22 protein-coding genes and 1 pseudogene are annotated in these 17,674 nt (G+C 65.8%); 8 read left to right on the top strand and 15 right to left on the bottom strand.

Annotated elements, in window-relative coordinates:
* Together ACZY08_RS02545 and ACZY08_RS02550 are read right to left on the bottom strand one after the other, a co-directional pair.
* A pseudogene (locus tag ACZY08_RS02545) lies at window positions 1-219 on the bottom strand (hypothetical protein); the annotation flags it as partial.
* Between the two features lie 486 nt (window positions 220-705).
* Window positions 706-1,548, bottom strand: a complete 843-nt coding sequence (locus ACZY08_RS02550) for a PhzF family phenazine biosynthesis protein (RefSeq protein ID WP_463743038.1) — start codon at window positions 1,546-1,548, stop codon at window positions 706-708.
* Window positions 1,549-1,640: 92 nt separating this feature from the next.
* Between ACZY08_RS02550 and thiD the strand changes: the two genes are divergently transcribed.
* Window positions 1,641-2,447, top strand: coding sequence for a bifunctional hydroxymethylpyrimidine kinase/phosphomethylpyrimidine kinase (gene thiD, locus ACZY08_RS02555; protein ID WP_463743039.1), 807 nt, complete (start codon window positions 1,641-1,643; stop codon window positions 2,445-2,447).
* Between the two features lie 6 nt (window positions 2,448-2,453).
* Here thiD and ACZY08_RS02560 read toward each other — a convergent pair whose 3' ends face one another.
* Complete coding sequence (locus tag ACZY08_RS02560) at window positions 2,454-3,335, bottom strand: TIGR03620 family F420-dependent LLM class oxidoreductase (RefSeq protein ID WP_463743040.1); 882 nt, start codon at window positions 3,333-3,335, stop codon at window positions 2,454-2,456.
* Between the two features lie 123 nt (window positions 3,336-3,458).
* Here ACZY08_RS02560 and ACZY08_RS02565 point away from each other — a divergent pair, with 123 nt between their 5' ends.
* On the top strand, window positions 3,459-4,058 hold the full coding sequence (locus tag ACZY08_RS02565) for a helix-turn-helix domain-containing protein (RefSeq protein WP_463743041.1): 600 nt from the start codon (window positions 3,459-3,461) through the stop codon (window positions 4,056-4,058).
* Window position 4,059: 1 nt separating this feature from the next.
* The gene (locus ACZY08_RS02570) at window positions 4,060-4,731 is read left to right on the top strand and encodes an FMN-binding negative transcriptional regulator (protein ID WP_463743042.1); all 672 of its coding nucleotides are present in this window, start codon (window positions 4,060-4,062) and stop codon (window positions 4,729-4,731) included.
* On the opposite strand, the gene ACZY08_RS02575 is transcribed toward ACZY08_RS02570, so the two are convergent.
* Together ACZY08_RS02575 and ACZY08_RS02580 are read right to left on the bottom strand one after the other, a co-directional pair.
* Window positions 4,706-4,990: a hypothetical protein gene (locus ACZY08_RS02575; protein WP_463743043.1), complete on the bottom strand. Its 285-nt coding sequence runs from the start codon at window positions 4,988-4,990 to the stop codon at window positions 4,706-4,708. The two genes, ACZY08_RS02570 and ACZY08_RS02575, sit on opposite strands and share 26 nt — an antisense overlap.
* A 168-nt stretch (window positions 4,991-5,158) precedes the next feature.
* A complete protein-coding gene (locus ACZY08_RS02580; protein WP_463743044.1) occupies window positions 5,159-5,638 on the bottom strand; it encodes a VOC family protein in 480 nt (159 codons plus the stop codon).
* A gap of 83 nt (window positions 5,639-5,721) precedes the next feature.
* Here ACZY08_RS02580 and ACZY08_RS02585 point away from each other — a divergent pair, with 83 nt between their 5' ends.
* Together ACZY08_RS02585 and ACZY08_RS02590 are read left to right on the top strand one after the other, a co-directional pair.
* Entirely contained in the window at window positions 5,722-6,501 is a 780-nt protein-coding gene (locus ACZY08_RS02585) for an SDR family NAD(P)-dependent oxidoreductase (RefSeq protein ID WP_463743045.1), read from the top strand.
* Window positions 6,502-6,588: 87 nt separating this feature from the next.
* On the top strand, window positions 6,589-7,218 hold the full coding sequence (locus ACZY08_RS02590) for a hypothetical protein (protein ID WP_463743046.1): 630 nt from the start codon (window positions 6,589-6,591) through the stop codon (window positions 7,216-7,218).
* A 6-nt stretch (window positions 7,219-7,224) separates the two neighbouring features.
* Here the strand turns inward: ACZY08_RS02590 and ACZY08_RS02595 are convergent, their stop codons facing one another.
* From ACZY08_RS02595 to ACZY08_RS02615, 5 genes are all read right to left on the bottom strand, one after another.
* Window positions 7,225-8,202: a glycoside hydrolase family 6 protein gene (locus ACZY08_RS02595; protein ID WP_463743047.1), complete on the bottom strand. Its 978-nt coding sequence runs from the start codon at window positions 8,200-8,202 to the stop codon at window positions 7,225-7,227.
* 63 nt (window positions 8,203-8,265) lie between these two features.
* A complete protein-coding gene (locus ACZY08_RS02600) occupies window positions 8,266-9,528 on the bottom strand; it encodes a sulfotransferase family protein (protein WP_463743048.1) in 1,263 nt (420 codons plus the stop codon).
* A complete protein-coding gene (locus ACZY08_RS02605; RefSeq protein WP_463743049.1) occupies window positions 9,525-10,634 on the bottom strand; it encodes a DUF1214 domain-containing protein in 1,110 nt (369 codons plus the stop codon). The genes ACZY08_RS02600 and ACZY08_RS02605 overlap by 4 nt, the downstream gene beginning before the upstream one ends.
* Window positions 10,635-10,682: 48 nt before the next feature.
* Window positions 10,683-11,246 (bottom strand): TetR/AcrR family transcriptional regulator, encoded by a 564-nt coding sequence (locus ACZY08_RS02610; RefSeq protein ID WP_463744116.1) that lies wholly within the window; start codon window positions 11,244-11,246, stop codon window positions 10,683-10,685.
* 117 nt (window positions 11,247-11,363) lie between these two features.
* Window positions 11,364-12,656: a lipase family protein gene (locus ACZY08_RS02615; RefSeq protein ID WP_463743050.1), complete on the bottom strand. Its 1,293-nt coding sequence runs from the start codon at window positions 12,654-12,656 to the stop codon at window positions 11,364-11,366.
* A gap of 227 nt (window positions 12,657-12,883) precedes the next feature.
* Here ACZY08_RS02615 and ACZY08_RS02620 point away from each other — a divergent pair, with 227 nt between their 5' ends.
* Together ACZY08_RS02620 and ACZY08_RS02625 are read left to right on the top strand one after the other, a co-directional pair.
* Window positions 12,884-13,489, top strand: a complete 606-nt coding sequence (locus tag ACZY08_RS02620; protein WP_463743051.1) for a DsbA family protein — start codon at window positions 12,884-12,886, stop codon at window positions 13,487-13,489.
* Between the two features lie 3 nt (window positions 13,490-13,492).
* Window positions 13,493-13,696: a PIN domain-containing protein gene (locus ACZY08_RS02625; RefSeq protein WP_463743052.1), complete on the top strand. Its 204-nt coding sequence runs from the start codon at window positions 13,493-13,495 to the stop codon at window positions 13,694-13,696.
* Between the two features lie 33 nt (window positions 13,697-13,729).
* Here ACZY08_RS02625 and ACZY08_RS02630 read toward each other — a convergent pair whose 3' ends face one another.
* A complete protein-coding gene (locus tag ACZY08_RS02630; protein WP_463743053.1) occupies window positions 13,730-14,107 on the bottom strand; it encodes an ArsR/SmtB family transcription factor in 378 nt (125 codons plus the stop codon).
* A gap of 67 nt (window positions 14,108-14,174) precedes the next feature.
* On the opposite strand from ACZY08_RS02630, the gene ACZY08_RS02635 reads away from it, so the two are divergent.
* Entirely contained in the window at window positions 14,175-14,594 is a 420-nt protein-coding gene (locus tag ACZY08_RS02635; protein ID WP_463743054.1) for a DUF5313 domain-containing protein, read from the top strand.
* Window positions 14,595-14,604: 10 nt separating this feature from the next.
* Here the strand turns inward: ACZY08_RS02635 and ACZY08_RS02640 are convergent, their stop codons facing one another.
* From ACZY08_RS02640 to ACZY08_RS02655, 4 genes are all read right to left on the bottom strand, one after another.
* Entirely contained in the window at window positions 14,605-15,543 is a 939-nt protein-coding gene (locus tag ACZY08_RS02640) for a M56 family metallopeptidase (RefSeq protein WP_463743055.1), read from the bottom strand.
* A complete protein-coding gene (locus ACZY08_RS02645; RefSeq protein WP_463744117.1) occupies window positions 15,540-15,914 on the bottom strand; it encodes a BlaI/MecI/CopY family transcriptional regulator in 375 nt (124 codons plus the stop codon). Before ACZY08_RS02645 ends, ACZY08_RS02640 begins: the two co-directional genes overlap by 4 nt.
* Window positions 15,915-15,999: 85 nt before the next feature.
* Window positions 16,000-16,839: a cytochrome c biogenesis CcdA family protein gene (locus ACZY08_RS02650; protein WP_463743056.1), complete on the bottom strand. Its 840-nt coding sequence runs from the start codon at window positions 16,837-16,839 to the stop codon at window positions 16,000-16,002.
* The gene (locus tag ACZY08_RS02655; protein WP_463743057.1) at window positions 16,836-17,600 is read right to left on the bottom strand and encodes a DsbA family protein; all 765 of its coding nucleotides are present in this window, start codon (window positions 17,598-17,600) and stop codon (window positions 16,836-16,838) included. Before ACZY08_RS02655 ends, ACZY08_RS02650 begins: the two co-directional genes overlap by 4 nt.
* Window positions 17,601-17,674: the final 74 nt, after the last annotated feature.

Consider the following 17,674-nt stretch of genomic DNA (forward strand, 5'->3'; position numbering starts at 1 on the left):
CATCACCGCCCCGCCATTCTCATCCGGGTTGTCACCCGCCCCATGGTTCGGGTTCGTGCAGATCGTGCCCTCGCACGGCACGTCCGAGCCATCACCATTCGGGTTGGGCATCACCGCCCCGCCATTCTCATCCGGGTTGTCACCCGCCCCATGGTTCGGGTTCGTGCAGATCGTGCCCTCGCACGGCACCATCGAGCCGTCCCCATTCGGATTGGGCATCATCGGCTGCGTGGACGGGCCAGGCCGAGCCGGTGCCGGCGCTGTACCCGGAGATTTGACCGGACCATGGTGGCTGGAAGTGGATTCGGCCGGGACAGGGCTGGTAGTCGGGGCCTGGTCCGTGGACCCGCTGCTGCACGCGGCGGCGCCAAAGACCGCCAGTGCAGCCGCGGCGGCGGCCATACATTGCACGAGCTTCATGAGTGCGACGTTATCAGCTAACAAAAAAGTATGCTTGCGGTTGCCGGATAAGTCCCGCACGAATGGAACAATTTCGTCCTAAACCTGGGCTATACACCCTAATTCGCACTGCGACCGGACAACGCCACGTCGCGGTTCCGCCGCACGCAGCAACCGACGCGATCCTCCGGAGTACCGCGCTTCCGCACCGCGACGTAGCAAGCGATCACCTTGCACGCTGTCGAAAACCTGTTGAATTGTCAATCACTCACTTTCGTGCCCGAATGACCAGCGATCACGAACCGGTCAGAGGATGGCGACACCTTCGATGCAGGTGGTGGTGACACCACCGACCCAGACCGACCCATCGGATTCAGCCACCACGCTGATCTCGCCGGCCCGGCCGAGCCGCGCGCCCTGAGAGACCCGGTATTCCGCCGGAGCTGCGCCGGTACTCGTCAGCCATTGCCCCACCGAGGCATTCATGCTGCCGCACACCGGATCCTCGGGAACTCCCACACCCGGTGCAAACGTCCGCATCTCGTAGTCATGTGCCGACCCGGGTGGATACGCACCGACGACACCAACCATGGCCGTGGGAATCCGAGCCAAGTCGGGTTCCAGTTCGAGCACCTGCTGCGCGCTGCCCAGCACGAGCACCGCCCACCCTGGACCGTTGTCCACCCACTGGTGCGCGACGACGTCGGTGCGCGCCAGCCCGAAAGCCTCGACGATCTGACCCAGGTAGTCGTCCTCGAGCAGCCCGGATCGCAGCGTCGGTGGCGCCTGGAAGTACAGCTCCGCATCGCGCTGCCGGATATCCACGAGTCCAGCGCCACATTCCTGCACGACATATCCCTCACTCCGAGGGAGCCCGCCGTGTCCGAGCCAGGCGTGTGCGGAACCCAGCGTGGGGTGCCCGGCAAACGGTAGCTCGCCACCCGGGGTGAAAATGCGCAGACGGTAGTCGGCCTCCGGCCGCGTCGGAGGCAGCACGAACGTTGTCTCCGACAGGTTGGTCCAGCGTGCAAGTCGTTGCATCGCAACGTCATCCAGGCCTTCGCTATCGAGGACGACGGCGACGGGGTTGCCCAGGTACGCGGTTCGCGAGAACACGTCGACCTGAGCGAACGCACGATGACGGGGCATAGTCCTCCCACCTCTGAAGAGCGCAGCAACGTACGCCAGTATCCGCCGAGGACACGTCGGACGCTCGTAGCCCCAGGCGTACGCTCACCCACGTGGTCGCCCTCTCGTATGTCATCGCCGGATCCGAAGCCACCGGCGGCGCCGGCCTGCAAGCTGACCTGCGCACTTTTCAGGAGTTCGGCACCTACGGCCTGGGCACGGTGACCTGCATTGTGTCGTTCGACCCCAAGTCGAACTGGGGCCACCGATTCGTGCCCGTCGACCCACAGGTCATCGCCGATCAGATCGAGGCGGCGACGTCGGCTTACGACCTCGATGTCGTCAAGATCGGCATGCTCGGCACCCCCGCCACCATCGACGTCGTCGCAGAGGCTCTCGCCCGGCAATCATGGCGGCACATCGTTGTCGACCCCGTCCTGATCTGCAAAGGGCAGGAGCCCGGCGCTGCGCTCGACACCGACACCGCTCTGCGCCGGCAAATCCTGCCGCTCGCGACGGTCGTCACCCCGAACCTGTTCGAGGCGCGCACTCTCGCCGGGATGGACGCGATCTCCTCGATCGACGATCTCGTCGAGGCGGCGCGGCGCATTGCCGATCTCGGACCGGCCCACGTTCTCGTTAAGGGCGGAGTCGAGTTTCCCGGTGACGACGCAGTCGACGTCCTCTTCGACGGCAAGGACGCCGAGATCCTGCGCGCGCCAAAGGTCGGACAGGCCCGAGTCGCCGGCGCCGGATGCACGCTGGCCGCGGCAATCACCGCCGCTCTGGCCAAGGGGTCCAGCGTCCCCGAGGCGGTACGCGTGGCCAAGGAGTTCACCACCGCCGGAATCGTAAATCGGATCAGCGGCAACGCACCGTTTGACACCGTCTGGCAGGGTGCGGGCAGCACGACCCGCTGACGTGAGTCACCCGGGTGCAATTCCCAAAGCCCCGGCGAGGGACTCGTAGATCCCGAACGCTCTCTCGTCATAGACCTGCAGCAGAACCTCAGGCATCTGCGGGTGCGGCGCCGAATGCTCACCCACCACTTGGATCTGCACGTGATTCGCCCCAGCCGCCAAATGCGCGCGCAGTCCGTTCGCGACCGCCGCTGCGTCACCGTGGACAGCGAGCTGGTCGATCAACCGGTCGCTGCCGTCTCCGGCCAGATCTTCCTCCGTGAACCCGAGCCGTCGTAAATTGTTGGTGTAGTTCACCAATCCGAGGTACGGATGCTTGATCCGCGGACGGGCGAGAGCACGGGCCTGCTCAGGGTCGGACTCGAGAACCACCTTCTGTTCAGGCGCCAGGATCCCCTGAGGCCCCAGCGCCGCCCGCGCGCGACGGGTGTGCTCGGGCGTTGCGAGGTACGGCACCGAGCCCGCCGCCCGCCCGGTCGCCAGCGCCAGCATCTTGGGCCCCAGTGCAGCCAGCAACCTCTTCTCGCGAGGGATGTCGTGCTCGTCAAGGCCGTCGAGGAACCCGTTCAGCGCAGCCATCGGTGTGCTGTACTCGGGAACCTGCTCAGGGTGCCCCACCCCGAGGCCCAGCAGCAGACGGTCCGGATATGACCGCTGGATACGCCGGTACGCTGCCGCCAACGTGGTCGCCTCACCGCGGTAGATGTTGTAGATGCTGCTGGCCACCACGAGATGGTCAGTGGCGGCAAGCAGGTCGTCGACCCCCGACAGATCTGGCTCCGGGCCGCCCAGCCACAACGCCGTGTAGCCCAGGTCCTCGATCCGCTTTGCCATTTCGGGTGTAGTGGCATACGCCGGTTGCCACACGCCAAATTCACCGAGATTCACCGCATACCTCCAGTAAGAGCTGATACGTCAGAGCGTGCCCCGAGGAAAATGGACCAGCAAGTCCAAATTGATGCCTGCGACACAGTGCAGATACGATCACTGATAGTGCGCTATATTGCACCGATGGACGGGGCTGCGGCCAAGCTGGCCACCGCGATCGGCGCCAGGGTGAAACAGGAACGCGCGGCCCGGGGCTGGACGCTGGATCAGCTCGCAGCTGCCGCATCGGTCAGCCGGCGCATGGTCATCAGCGTCGAGCACGGTGAGGTCAATCCCAGCGTCGGGACACTCCTGCGACTCAGCGACGCGCTCGGCGTCGGGCTGCCCGCCCTCGTCGAACCGCCGGAGAACCGGCCCGTGAAAGTCACCCGCGCCGGTGACGGTGCGCAACTGTGGACCGGCGCGGCCGGTGGCCGCGGGGTTCTGGTGGCGGGTACCACCCCACCGGATGTCGTCGAGCTGTGGGACTGGTCGCTCGGACCCGGTGATCGCCACGCCAGTGAGGCTCACGCAGCCGGCACCGAAGAACTGATTCACGTCCTCGAGGGGGCGATCGACGTCGAGGTCGACGACCAGGTCATGGCGTTGGAGCGCGGGGACGCCGTGTCCTTCCCCGGCGACGTCGTGCATGCGTATGCCAACCCGCACGACGCCCCCGCGCGGTTCGCTCTGACGGTGTTCGAACCCGGCGTCGGCACCGCCCAACGACGGCAAGGAGATTGACATGCTGATCCACCCATGGGACGCCGCGCTCGACGAGACCGAATGGCAGAACTGGCTCGCCGGCACGGACCGATTCGGGATTCTTGCGGTCAACAACCTCAGCCCGGCTGCCGCGCCGCTGATGGTGCCGAGCCATTTCACCCATGCCGGCGCCGAACTGCTCATGCACCTCGCCCGGCCCAACCCGGTGTGGCCACATCTGGAGGCGGCCGCCGAGGTGCGCCTGACGGTGATCGGCGACTACGCCTACATCCCCACCTACTGGCGCGCGAAGGCCGGCGGCGCCGACGAGGACGGGGTGCCCACGAGCTATTACTCGTCGGTGCAGTTCGTCTGCCGTCCAACGATTGTCGATGACCCCGAAGGCAAGGCACGCATCCTGGCGGATCAACTCAGAGATTTCCAGCCTGAAGGGCGCCATGCCGACGTCGCCGCCGGCGAGGATCCGTACGGGCGGATGCTGCCCGGCATTCGCGGCATACGTCTGAAGGTGCTGCGTGTGGAAGCCAAGTTCAAATACGACGACGCCAATCCCGTCGAGCATCGCGAGCGCGTCATCACCAACCTTGAAGAGCGCGGCCACGGCCTGGACACCGCTGCCGCGGCCCAGCAGCGCCGCCGCCTGGCCGCCATCGGCGACTGGAAGCTCAGGCGGAAGGAAACCGGAAGATGAGAGCGTCGAGCAGGCGTCTGACCTCGTTGAGTCGCGTTCGCAGCGCTGTCTGATGGTGGTGCGCTCCCGGCCGGCCGGCCGCGACGCGCACGTCGATCCGTTCCAATTGCGACTGGAGGTCAGCCATTTCAGCCTCGAGAAGTGGGATGAACGCCTGTGCCTGACGCACATCGGCGCCGGCCCTAGGAGCCAGGTTCACCACCGGCGCAGGCGCGGCCACCGGCCGAAGCCAGAGTGGGTCAACAGGGTCTGCGGTCATCGCCCCACAGTTGCAACACCTGTCGGCGATCCAGTTTCCCGGCAGTATCCGTCCGGTAAGGAGCCGTTCACACCGGCGTCGGGCGGTGTGTGAGTTCTACCGGAGCAGCGCACTCGCGATATCCGCGAAGTGCTGTCGTACCGCGGCCTCGCTGTCGGTCCGAGACGGTTACGTTTCTGCAGTGATCTCTGTGCCGCGATGCATTTCATAGCTGCTGCGGGCGCCACCGGGAAACTCGACGAACTCCACTGCCGTGCCGTCGGGATCGTTGACGAAGAACATCCGGACCCGGTCGATGGGGAACGGCTCTTGAACGGGCTGGAAGCCCGCGTCGATCACGGCCCGATACGTCGCGTCGAGATCAGTGACCGACAAAGCGATGTTCTGATTGCCGACGATGCCCCGTTTCCCCGATCCAGCCGGCGTCGAGGTGCCCAGGCTCAGCAGCTCGAGCATGACGCCGCCCACCACTCCCCCGACGACACGGCCCTCCTGCCGGCGGGACGAGTGCAGGACGGCGTCGAACGGTTCACCGGAAATCAACTGGTCGAACACCACATCCATGCCCAGCAGACCGCGGTAGAAGTCCAGGGCCCGGTCCATGTCAGTCACGCCGACAACCAGATGGCAGAAACGCAGATCACTCAACAATGGTGTTCCTCGACTTCCTCGTCAGCGCTTGATCATATGAGCTAGCGTGCCAAATCTGGTCGACTCCAGAAAGGCAACGCATGTCCTCATACAGCCATCCGCACTCATTGGACGGCCACGTCGCGATCGTCACCGGTGCCGCGCGCGGTGTCGGCAAAGGCATCGCCACTGCCCTGCTCTCCCGCGGGGCCCGTGTCCTGGTCACCGATATTCTCGACGAGGTATTGGCAAACACCACAGCAGAATTCGTCGAGGCCGGGTTCGAGGCGGCATCGACGGTGGCCGATCTACGGGATCCCGGCAGCGCGCAGCACATCGTCGACGCGGCGCTCGACGCATTCGGCACGGTGGACGCGTTGGTCAACAACGCCGTGGCCAGCGCCGGCCCCATCCCGTTCGTCGACATCCCCGCCGAGGAGTACGAGCGGGTCCACGACACCGGGCCACGGGCGACGTTCCGGCTCATGCAGGCGGTCCACCCGGTCCTGCTCAAAGGCGGCGGCGGATCCATCGTCAATCTGGGCTCAGCCGCGGGCACTGTCGGCACCCACTCCTTCGGCGCGTACGCCGGCGCCAAGGAAGCAATACGCGGCATGTCCAAAGTTGCCGCCCTGGAATGGGGCGCCGACGGAATCCGCGTCAACGTGGTCTGTCCGCTCGCCGAGACGGACGGCCTGAAGGTGTTGCGCGACATGGCGCCCAAACAGTATGAGGCGGTCGTCCGGAGCACCTCGCTCAAACGAATCGGCGACCCCACCAATGACATCGGTGCCGTCGTCGCTTTCCTGATCGGCGACGATTCCACCTATCTCACCGGGCAGACCCTGCTCGTCGACGGCGGAGCCGGTTCCTTTCGCTAGTTGCCAATCCCGGCCAAATCACGGTGTGACCCTTGTAGCTTCGGAATTGGAGAGACAGACAGCACGAGCGAACAAGGAGGAAGACCAATGACCAATCGTTCAGGAAGTGCGTTCTCCCGACGCACGTTCATCCGCGGGGCGGCCGTCACGGTACCCATCATCGGAGCCGCGGTCGTCGCACCGGTTGCCCTGGCGGCACCTCAGGAATGCGGTGATCCATCGGGCAAAGTCGGCAATTGCGCGGCCCAGCTCCCCCAGGAATTCACCTCGACGAGTTTCAGCACGACAGCGATCGCCGGCGGCACGAACTACTCAATCCTGTTCAGCACGAACATCCGACGCGGTCCGCTGATCCCGTCCGGCACCACCGGCTATCGCATCAGAAGTGTCAGCGTGTCCGGCACCAAGCTCGACGGTGCCCCGTTCTACCTGACGCCGGGCATCGGTGAGGTCGGCCCACGGTTGCTCAACGCCCGGTCCGGGTCGTCCCTGGGCTTCGCCCTCGATGTGCCATGGGACGCGAACCAGCTCGTCCGTTCGTTCCTCTACACCTACGACGTCGAGTTCCTCACCGGGCTGACGGTCAATCAGACCTGTCGCTACACGACGACGATGACGCTGCGCGACAACGGCATGACCCTCGGCGGTGTCGGATCGGTCGACTTCACCACACCGATGCTCGCTGAGTGCGAGGCGGAGGCGCCCCCGCCCCAGTAAGCCGGTCTACCCGTGGGCCTTACGGACGAGGTCGATGGCGTACTGATTGACGAAGGTGCCCGCGGATGCCTCGCCCGTACCGCACGAGCCGTCGGACTCACCGGGACGCTTGACCCATAGGAAGGCGTCGACGTTGCCGTTTCCGGTTGCCGTGGTCGGCGCCACGCCGAGGGCCCGCCCACTCGGATTGCACCAGTACATCTCGCCTTCGGCCGGCCCGGCACCGTTGCGTGACGTGTCGATCACGTAAGGCTTGCCGCCGGTTTGCCCCGAAATGGCGTCGCCGTAACCGATTTCCTCTTCGGTCGTGAAGAAGTTGGCGGTGTTGAGGCTGAAACCCCGCGCCTTGGCCACGCCGACCCGGTTGAGCCGGTTGGCCATCTCGTCAGCAGCCGTCCACCGCGAGTGCCCCGCATCGACGTAGACCGCGGTGCCCGGATTGCGGGTCAGCGTGTCGACGGCGTAACTCATCAAGTTGTAGCGTTCCTCGCGCTGATCACCCGACAGGCAGTCGGCCATGGCGAGTGCGTCGGGTTCGAGGATGACCGCGGCCGGCCCACCCCCGATGGCGGCTGCGACGCCGTCGATCCAGCCCTTGTAGGCACCGGCCGACCCGAATCCACCCGCGGCGTAGCTCCCGCAGTCGCGGTGCGGGATGCCGTAGAGCGCCAGGATCGGCATGGTGCCGGCGGCCTGGGCCGCGGCGATGTACTTCGCGTCCACCGCGGGGGTGGAGACGTTGTCCATCCAGTACGCCGTGGGGGTGTTGGCGATCGCCTGCAGTTCGGGGCTCGGGTTGCCCTGTGCGGCGCGCATGGCCTTCGACGAGGGATTGACGTAGAACGAATGCCCCTCGAGCGGGTTGCCGTCGCTGGCCAGGCGCACCGTCGGTGCCGGAGCAGTGGCAAGGCCCGCGGCGACCACCGAGGCGACTGTCAGAAAGGGAGCGATAGACCGCGCGACTGCGCCAACGGCTGAGGACATCACCTCAGGGAAAGTAATGGCGCGACGCGATAAGCGCCAGTCGCTCCCTCTCGGGATGGCCCGTCAAGCCTCGATGCGATGCGTGTCGGACGGGTCGAACAGCTGGGTGTAGAAGTGCATCCGCTCGCGCAACTCGGCGGCGTTGATGCCGAAATCCTCCGGCAGATAGCGGTGTGTGCCCTTGCCGTGACGCGGCTGGGCGCGATGATGTTCGGCGAGCATTCCGGCGATGTCCGGCGGTTCCACCTGCATCGCGGCGTAGATGCGACGCACCGTCTCCTCCGGGTTGGCCACCAGGTCCGCGTACTGGACGTCGAGCCAGGTGACGGTGGACGCCGTGGCCCTCGCGTCGATGGCCCGTCGCAGCCACAGCTCGGTCTGCTCGGATTGGAACCGGCCCACGTCCACCCCGTCAACATGGTCGCTGTAGGTGGACCGGTAGATCGCGAACAGGCTGGCGCCCGACGCCACGGTCTCCACGATGTCGCGGTGCAGCTGCACGATGCAGGCGCCCGGGTACGTCGCGATGACGTGGCTGAGCTCGGCGGTATGTGCCGGCGCTTTCAGCACCCAGCGTCGGCCATCTTCGGCGTCGAGGATCTGCAGCATCCGCCGATGCTGCGCATACTCGCTCGCGAACCTTTCACCGGCGAGCCAGGACACGTAGCTGTCGAGGCGGGTGGTGGCGGCAAAGCCCCAATTGCGCAGGCTGGTGCCCATCCCGAGCACACATTCCTCCGGCAAGTTCGGGCCGGAGTCATGCACGGCCGCCATCGTCGGGTTGAGGACGTGCAGCATGTACTGACCCGCGGCGGCCGCTTCGAGGCGGCGGTCACGTTCCTCGCTGTCGAGGTCGCCGGGTAGCCGCCACGGCGCGCCCAGTTCGGCGGGCAACGGGGCGCGCAATCGGGGATCGCGGTCGAGCAGCCGAAACAGGAATGTGGTGCCGGTACGCCAGCCGCCCATGATGATGACCGGAGGCAACAGCGGACGGTTCTCGGTCGCGGGGTGTTCCCCCAGATACCGCGTCATCGCGATCCTGGCCGCCAGCCGCTCGGACGCCGTCCGCTGGGCGGTCAATGCGCCGAGTGCGTTGAGCCGACCGTCCACCTCGGCCGATGCCAGATACTGCTCCAAACCCGGACGCCACTCGTCGGGGTCGCCGAGAACCCCGGCGCCGGCACCGCGGGTCGCCCGGTCGATCACCGTGTCGACGGCGTCCACCCCGAGCTGATAGCGGTCCGGGCGGGCAGCCTGATCCTGCTCAGCCGCCGCGTAGACCTTCAGTGCATCCGGTGTGCGGATCGGCGCGGTCCAACCGGTCATGCGCGCTCCGTCAGGTCGGCCACGCGCACGACTCGTGTCGTGGGCAGTGCGGGCTGCTGTTCAGGCTGCAGGAACCGCATGACGATGATGCCGAAGGCGCGGCCCTCGCTGTCGATCCAGTCTCCGGCGGCCGGACCCGGATCGGTGGCCGAGACGACGAATCGGTAGCGTCCGCCGTCGAGGTTCGCGGTGGCACCGGTGTAGGAGACCCGCCGGTGCCGGTAGTCCAGTGAGTTGAGAAATCTGCTGTACGCCAAGATGTTCCAGTACCGGCACGACACCAGATCGCCTTCAATGAGGAGCGCTTCGTCGGGATCCAGCTGCCAACCGCCGCGCAGGTAGTGGATGGCCGGTTCGGTGAACACCGCTCCCCCGGCCATCTCCGTCCAGTGGCGTAACTGGTTCGGTGGCTCGCGATCGACGGCCACCGCGCCGTTCCAGATCCGCGGCAACACCGCGATGGTCGCAGACGATTTCAGCAGGTGCTTGCCGAAGCGCTGCGGATCGATCGGCGCCGGGACCGGTGGCGATTCGACCGCCTCGATGGCACACCACCCGATGCGATCTCTCTGCGCGTCATCGTGAAAGTGACGTACCCAGATCACGATCGCGCGATCGGGCAGTTCCAGCCAATCGTTCGCCTGCCGGTCACCGCCGACCGCCACCTGGTAATCGCCGTTGGCGTCGAACGTGATTGCATCACTGTCGATCCGGGAGTTCGCCTGAGCAACAGCCCCGCTGGAACCGGAATAGGCGGTGATCGACACATACGCGGCGTCGCCACGATTGCCACGGATCCGGTAGCGGCTGCCGGGGCGGACGTCGGCGACCCAATACTGGAAGTCGGGGTTGTCCATCAGGAATTTCTGACGCCAACCGTTGAATGCGACGAACTCGGGTTTGTCCCGATCGACTTCCACACGCCCCAGTTGATTTGACACTGCCCGCAGCAACGCGCGGAACCCGTCGGCGCGTTCGGATTCCGGCAGGCCGGCGGTATCGGCCGCCAGTTGCTCACCGGCCGTGCGTAATCCGTCGACGAATGCAGTCCACGCCACAACTTCGGGGCGCGTCCGGTCTGCCTCGCCTTCACTGGGCGCGGTCACGATGCATCCCCTTCCCAAACGTGCTCACTGTGCTCACAGACCCCACCATCAGGTAACCCCATCGACCGGCCAGCCCGCCAGGACTCCGCGAATCAACCGGTCGAGCTGATCGGCGGTGTCCACCAGCGGTTGTCCGATGACGAAGGTCATCATCACTCCGTTGACGAACGAGAAGAGGGTCTTGGCCTGCTCGTCGACGACGTTGGGCGCCATCGGATTCTCGTCCGCGGCATGCCATTCCGTCACGACTGCGCGTGCGAGTCCGTAGAACCCCTCGACGGACTCGCTGAGCGTTGCGGCCAGTTCCTCGTCGCGGCCGGCCTGTAGCGCCAACTCGTAGCGGGCTTTGGCGCGGGTGAGCCAGGGCTCGGTGGCCGAATACATGACGAGGGTGGCAAATCCGAGCGTGCCGGCGAACTCTGTCGGGTCGGCATCCGTCAGCTCGGTGAGCAGGGATAGGTCGGCGAGGTCGAGTTCGTTGAGGCGCCCGGCAATCGCGTGCATCAGAGCATTTCGGGTCCGGAAATAGAACGACGTCGTGCCGTCGGGAACCTCGGCCTTCCTGTCGACCTTGGGGTGACTGACGCCGCGCGAACCGTCCTGGCCGAGCAGTTCGATGGCAGCGTCGGCCAATTCGCGGCGACGCTGGGCGGCGTTGTACTTCCTGCGTTCAGCGATACCCGCAGTCTATCGAGCGAGTGTTCGAAGGCTGCCGATATCGCCCGACGGTCAGAACTGCCCGCAGTTGGGTGTGGTGGGTTCACCGTTGAAACGCGCGGCGATCCACTGCATGGCCGGTTCCCCGTCCACGAGCATGGGGAGCGCATGGTTGATCACCAGCTTGTTCAGGAACGGCGGTTCCTCATTGGTGCGGAATTCGACGTCGGCACCCTGCGCGCACCAGTCCCGGCCCAGCTGGTTGGCTGCCGTCCACGGCACCAGCGGGTCATAACGGTTGCTGTTGATCAGCGCTGGCGCATTCGGCTTGTACCGGCCGAGCTTCTGTAGATCGAACAGGCTGCTGAACGGTTCTTCGTGGACGAGCTTGTTGATGTCCTCGTTGAAGTAGGGCTGCAGATGCCGGAAGGCGAAGTCGACGATCGTCTGCCCCACGCACTGGCGGGACACCGACTCGAGCATGTCCTTGCCGCGCTGGGTGAGCTTCGACCGGATGGCATCGGCGGCTTCGGGGTAGGCGGCGATGACGCCGTTGAGTGCATACCCGACAACGCCCACGAGCGCGCTTCCGTCGGCGTAGGGCAGCAGCTCCTTGAGGTCGGCCGGCGGCGCACCGGCATAGGTGCCGACGATGTTGAGTTCGGGTGCGTAGCCGGACGCCAGTTCCGCCGCCGACGCGGTTGCGCCACCGCCCTGCGAATATCCCCAGAATGCCACGGGGCCATGGGGATCCAGCGAGGTGTCGGGCAGTTTCATGGCTGCCCGGCCGGCGTCGAGGACGGCCTGACCTTCGGCCAGACGGTTGACGTAGGTGTGCATCGAGTCTGTGCCGAGGCCTTGATAATCGGTCATCACGATGGCAAAGCCACGGGCCACCAAGGTCGCGATGAACGCTTCCTCGTAGTTGACCATGATGTCCCAGCCACCCGAGTAGTGGATGCCCTGGTTGAACTGCCGCGACGGCGCGCACTGGTTGCCCTGCCCTTGGGTACCCGGCGCATAGACGATCAGCGGACGCGGCCCCTTTCCGGGCCAGTCGTTGTACGGCTCGAAATAGGTGCCGGTGACGGCAATCGGGTTCCCACGAGAATCGGTGCTGCGGTACATGATCCGCGTTCCGGTCGCCATGATGGCGCCCAGCTGACCCGACGGCTCGAGTACCAGCCGGCTCGGTTCGGTGCGGATCACATCGCCGGGTACACCGGCCGGCAGCGGGTTCGGCGGGAGATAGAAATCTGCATACTGCGGCTCGTCGCCGGTGTCGGCGAAGGCCAACGTCGTGGATGCGATGAGCGACCCGATGATCAGCATGAGGACGACCACAATCCCCCCGGCATTGCGCATTACCGGACAGTAACAAGAAACTGTCTCGTTCTGCCACTTTTCCTCTAAGTAACTAGAGAAAAAAGATTAACCTGCAGCGTGAGGCCGGTGCCCACCCCTGTCCGGAGGCGCTCGCGTCTCCGTCAGACAAGATGGAACCCATGAACGTGAACCCGAATGGAGCCGGTGCTGCGAATCGGTCGGCACACAGAACGATTCACTTCGCACTGCTTGTCGGCGTACTCACGATGGCAGTGATGTGGGGTCCCGGCGCCGGCCGCGCGCAGGCAGCTCCGGCATCGTCGGCCGGGGATGTTCTCTCCATCGGCGACCCCGCGGCGCCCGGTCAGATCGACCTCTATCTGGATCCGCTGTGCCCCTACAGCGGGAAGATGGTGCAAGACCAAGGCGCCGAGATCGGCCGACGCATCGAGGACGGCAAGCTCCACATCACTCTGCGATTCGTGAATTTTCTCGAAAAGTACTCGGCCAGTGGTACTTACGACAGTCGCGCGATCTATGCGGCATTCATCGTCGCCGACCATTCGCAATCGAGCGCCATCACGTGGCAGTTCATCGAGCAGATCTACGCCGCCGATCAGCAGCCGAAGGAAAAGGGCCCGACGGACCTCAGCAACGACCAACTCGCCGGCCTGGCCGACCGCGCCGGCGCACCGCCGTCGGCCCAGGACATGATCAAGCTCGGACTTCCCGTCCCGTTCGACGGACATGCCATCGCCGCCAACAACCTGCCGCTGCTGCGGCAGCTCCCCGACTCCGGAGTGCCGATGGTGGTCATCGACGGCGAATCGGTCGACGGAAACTCCGATTGGCTGGATCGGCTGCCGCGCTGATCGTTGAGTGCAGTCGGCCGATCCGGCCTGCAGGACCTTCCCATCACGCGGCGCCACACCCTCGCCTCGGACATCACCGCGCTGCCGCACAAGGATCCCTTCGACGCGATCCTGCTCGCCCAGGCAACCGTGGAAGGGCTCACGCTGCTCACCGCCGACGCGAAACTACTCGCGGCCGTACCCGACGCGGTCGACGCCAGGAAGTGAGAGTTCGGGTCGTCTTCCGCGCCGACTTTCGCCCTATCGCGACGTCCCGATCGGCGGCAGCGAGCCGATGGCGTCGATCTGATCACGCTGGGCAGCAAGGGTGTCAGCGAGGAACGTCCGGGCGATGAGTAGCAGTTCAGCGATCTTCGGATGAGCCAGCGTGTAATACACGGCGTTGCCGACCCGATGCCCGCTGACCACGTGGTGGCGCTTGAGGACTGCGAGGTGCTGGGACAGCAGAGTCGGCTCGATATCGCTCGCGGCCAGGATCTCGCTGACCGGAGTCGGACCTTCGCGCATCGACAGGATCTCCAGCACGCGGATCCGCGCCGGATGCGCGAGCGCCTTGAAGAGGTTCGCCTTGATCTCGTACAACGGCCGCTCGGGACCCTCTAGGACGCTGTCCGTCACCGCTGCCCCAATGATTGATGGATTGACGAAATTCGCAATCCATAATAGCGGGCGTTACCCTTCTGCAATGCCCACCGGCCAAGCCCCCCGCACAAAACCGGGCCCGCTGCAGTACATCGGGTATTGCTACGGCAAGCGGTTGCCCGATTCGATGCGCGACTGGGTGGCCAACGATCTGGCGGGTCCAGGGGCCACGGTCCGGATGATGGTGCGCGTCGCGATCCCGGCGGTCCTGGTGCTGGCGCCGATCTGGTTCATCCCGATGTCGCTCTACCTGCACGCCAGCATGACGGTGCCGATCTTCATTCCGTTCGTGTATTTCTCCCATGCCCTGAACAAGGTGTGGCGGCGTCACATGCTCGTCAAGCACGGCCTGAACCCGGCCCTCATCGACGAGCTGTCGCGTAAGAAGAACGCGCACATCCACCAGGCCTACGCCGAACGCTACGGACCCCGATCCGGCCCGAGCAGCAGCGGCCACATCTGACCGACCACGGTTACGGCTGGAGCGTGCACAACGTGAACGCGAAGGCCGGTGTGGCGGCTGTCGCGAGGACGAGAAACACCATCGCCAGGGACTGTGGGCGCCACCAGATCGCTCGCTGAGGTTGCAGCAGCCGGGTGACGCGGTCGGCCACCGCAGTCCCTGCCGCCGCCAGCACGCCATCGGGGACGCGGTGCCGGGTACTCAACGCGACGAGGCTGGCCAGCAGCGGCTCACGGCCGTGTCTGCGCGCGGCCGCGTCGTCGGCGCACATCTCCAGTAACGCCGGCACGGACCGGGCCGCCGCCCGCATCAGGGGCAGCCGCGGCAGCGCCGCGGCGAGGGTGTTGAGCGTCGCGATGACGTGGTGATGCCGGCCCCGCAGGTGTGCCCGCTCATGGGCCAGAACGGCTGCGAGCGCCGGTGGCTTCAGCAGCTGCAAAGCCGCCGTCGTGACGACGATGGCACTCTGCGGACCGCCGGATACGCAGTAGGCCGTCGGTTGGTCAGCCGTGATGGCCACGACGCCGTCGTGGCCGGTGGGCCTGCCGATGATCCGAACCGCTTCGACGTGTCGGCGGTTGGCACGCCGCGTTCTGTACATCGTGACGATCACACGGCGCGTGGTATTGGTCGCCACCGCGGCAGTGACCGCAAGCAGGGCGACGACCAATACCGTAGCCACAGTGGGCGGTAACGTCACCGCGCTGGCGATCCCCAGTGTTTCGACGCAGAACGTCGGTGCGCTACGAGTGATCAGGCTGTGGGCGGCACCCGCGATCAGGATCACCAACGCCGCCACCCAGGCGAATGACGCGGTTGCGACGACCACCAGCCAGCCCGCAACCGAGAGCCTGGGATGAATGCGGGCCGAGATCGGGCCGGCGAACAGCACCGGCGCCAGCCAGCTCAAAGCCATCGCGTAGCCGAGGAGAAACGTGACCGCGTTCATCGTGGCTGCTCCTCGGTGAACTTCTTGAGCGCCTGCCGGAGCTTCGTCGAGTCGTCGTCGACGATCTGCTCGAGGAAGAAGTTGAGAATCAGCTCGCTGTCGCCCCCGGATTCGAACACCGTGCGCATCAGCTGCGCGGAGTGCTCCTCACGGGTCATCACCGGCCGATAGCTGTACGCCAGACCGATCTTCTCCCGCTCCAGCCAGCCTTTTCGGAACAGGTTGTCCATGGTCGACATGACCGTGGTGTAGGCGATCTGGCGCTTGGCGACGAGCTCGTGATGCACGTTGCGCACCGTCGAGGGCTCGGCACGTGACCAGAGCACTTCCATCACCACAGCTTCGAGATCGCCAAAACCGTTTATTCCCATATCCATTACCGCCCGCGTGGGTGCGCCGTCACCATTTCGTGGTCTCGCGCGTCAAACCTATGTAGCGCGATAGTAGCTTCTCTGCTCATCGTGCCGTGCTCCCGCTCGCGGCACGCCGACGCCACAGCCGGACCGACCTCCACAGGATGAGTACCACCACGGCGCCCAGGATCAACCGGAGATCGCTGACCCCCGACGACAGCCGGCCCAGCCAGACCTGCAGGTCGAACTGTGCGTCGACGGAAAGCAGGCCGCCGAGATTCGCGGTGCCGTCGGTGAACAGGAACACCCCGCCGAGAACGATGAAGATCACCCCGGTGAGCAGCGAGGTGGTGTGGGTCTCCAGCGGACCCAGACGCACCGGCCGCCCACGCAGCCAGGTCCGCTCGGAGAGGTTGAAGCGCTCCCACAACCAGGCGAGCAGGAACAACGGCGCCGCCATCCCGAGGGCGTAGACCGCCATCAACAGTGCCCCGTAGGCCGGGTCCGCCCCCATCGCCGACATGGTCAGGACCGCGCCCAGCAGCGGGCCCGCGCAAAAGCCGGCCAGTCCGTACACAGCCCCCAATGCCAGCACCGAGACGGTGCCGGAGATGTTGATCCGGGCCGTCATCCGTTGCACGCCCGTCAATCCGAACCCCTTGCCCGACAACGTCATCAGACCGAATCCGATCAGTACCAGGCCGCCGACCATGGTGACTTCGCCGCGATAGCGGGTGACGACGCTGCCCAGCGCCCCGATGCCGGCGCCCAACGGCACCAGCACCGCACAGAGACCCACCCAGAAGGCGAGAGTGCGCCGGATCAGCAGGCCTGACCGGTCGAAGGCGTAGGCGAAGAACGACGGTAGGAGCAGGGCCGAGCAGGGGCTGAGCAACGAGGCCAACCCACCGAGAAAGGCGCCGAGCAGACCGATGCCACTCACGGTTCGGCCAACGCTCCGTCGATGGCACGCACGAAGTCTTCCGTGGGCTGCGCGCCGAGCATGGGCACGTCGTTGATCAGGAATGCCGGCGTGCTGGGGACGCCGATGCCGTTGCCCTGTGCCAGATCGGCATTGATGGCGGCGTCGAAGGTGTTTCCGCGCATCCCTTCGGTGAATTTGTCGATGTCGGGGACACCGGCCTGTCTGGCGAAGGCGATCAGATCCTCGTCCGTCAGGTCCGCCTTCGACCGCTCGGGGGCGGCCGCATAGACGGCTCGGTTGAATTCCCAGAACTTGCCTTGCTCGGCCGCCGCCCGCCCGGCGCGCGCAGCTGACATCGACTGCGGGCCGAAGATCGGGTAGTCGCGCCACTCGATGCGAAGCCGGCCGGCGTCGACGTAGCGCTCGATGAGTTCCTGCTCGGTGTCCCGGCTGAATTTGGCGCAGAACGGGCATCGATAGTCGGAGAACACCACCAACGCCACGGGCGCGTCGGGATCCCCCAAGGCCAGCGGATCACCCGCCTGGCGACGCTCCACCGGAGTGTGACTCCCAGCAGTGCCACCGGCCGCTGCGTCGGTTGCCTGCGACGTCACCGACGGCCCCGCGGCAGGCGCCGCGGCAGGCGCCGCGGCAGGCGCCGCGGAGACGGCGTCCGTGTCGGGACGTATCAGCAGGTAGGCGATCAGAATGGCGCCGATGACAACCAGGCCTCCGATGAAGATGAGGTCTTTCTTGACGCTTTCTCGCCGTCCACTCACTGTGCACCTCCATGCTAGCCTTCCCTACGTAGCTACGCCGTAGCTACGTATCCTGTTCTAGCACACCGTGCCGC

The organism is Mycobacterium sp. IDUB_9, assembly GCF_055419505.1.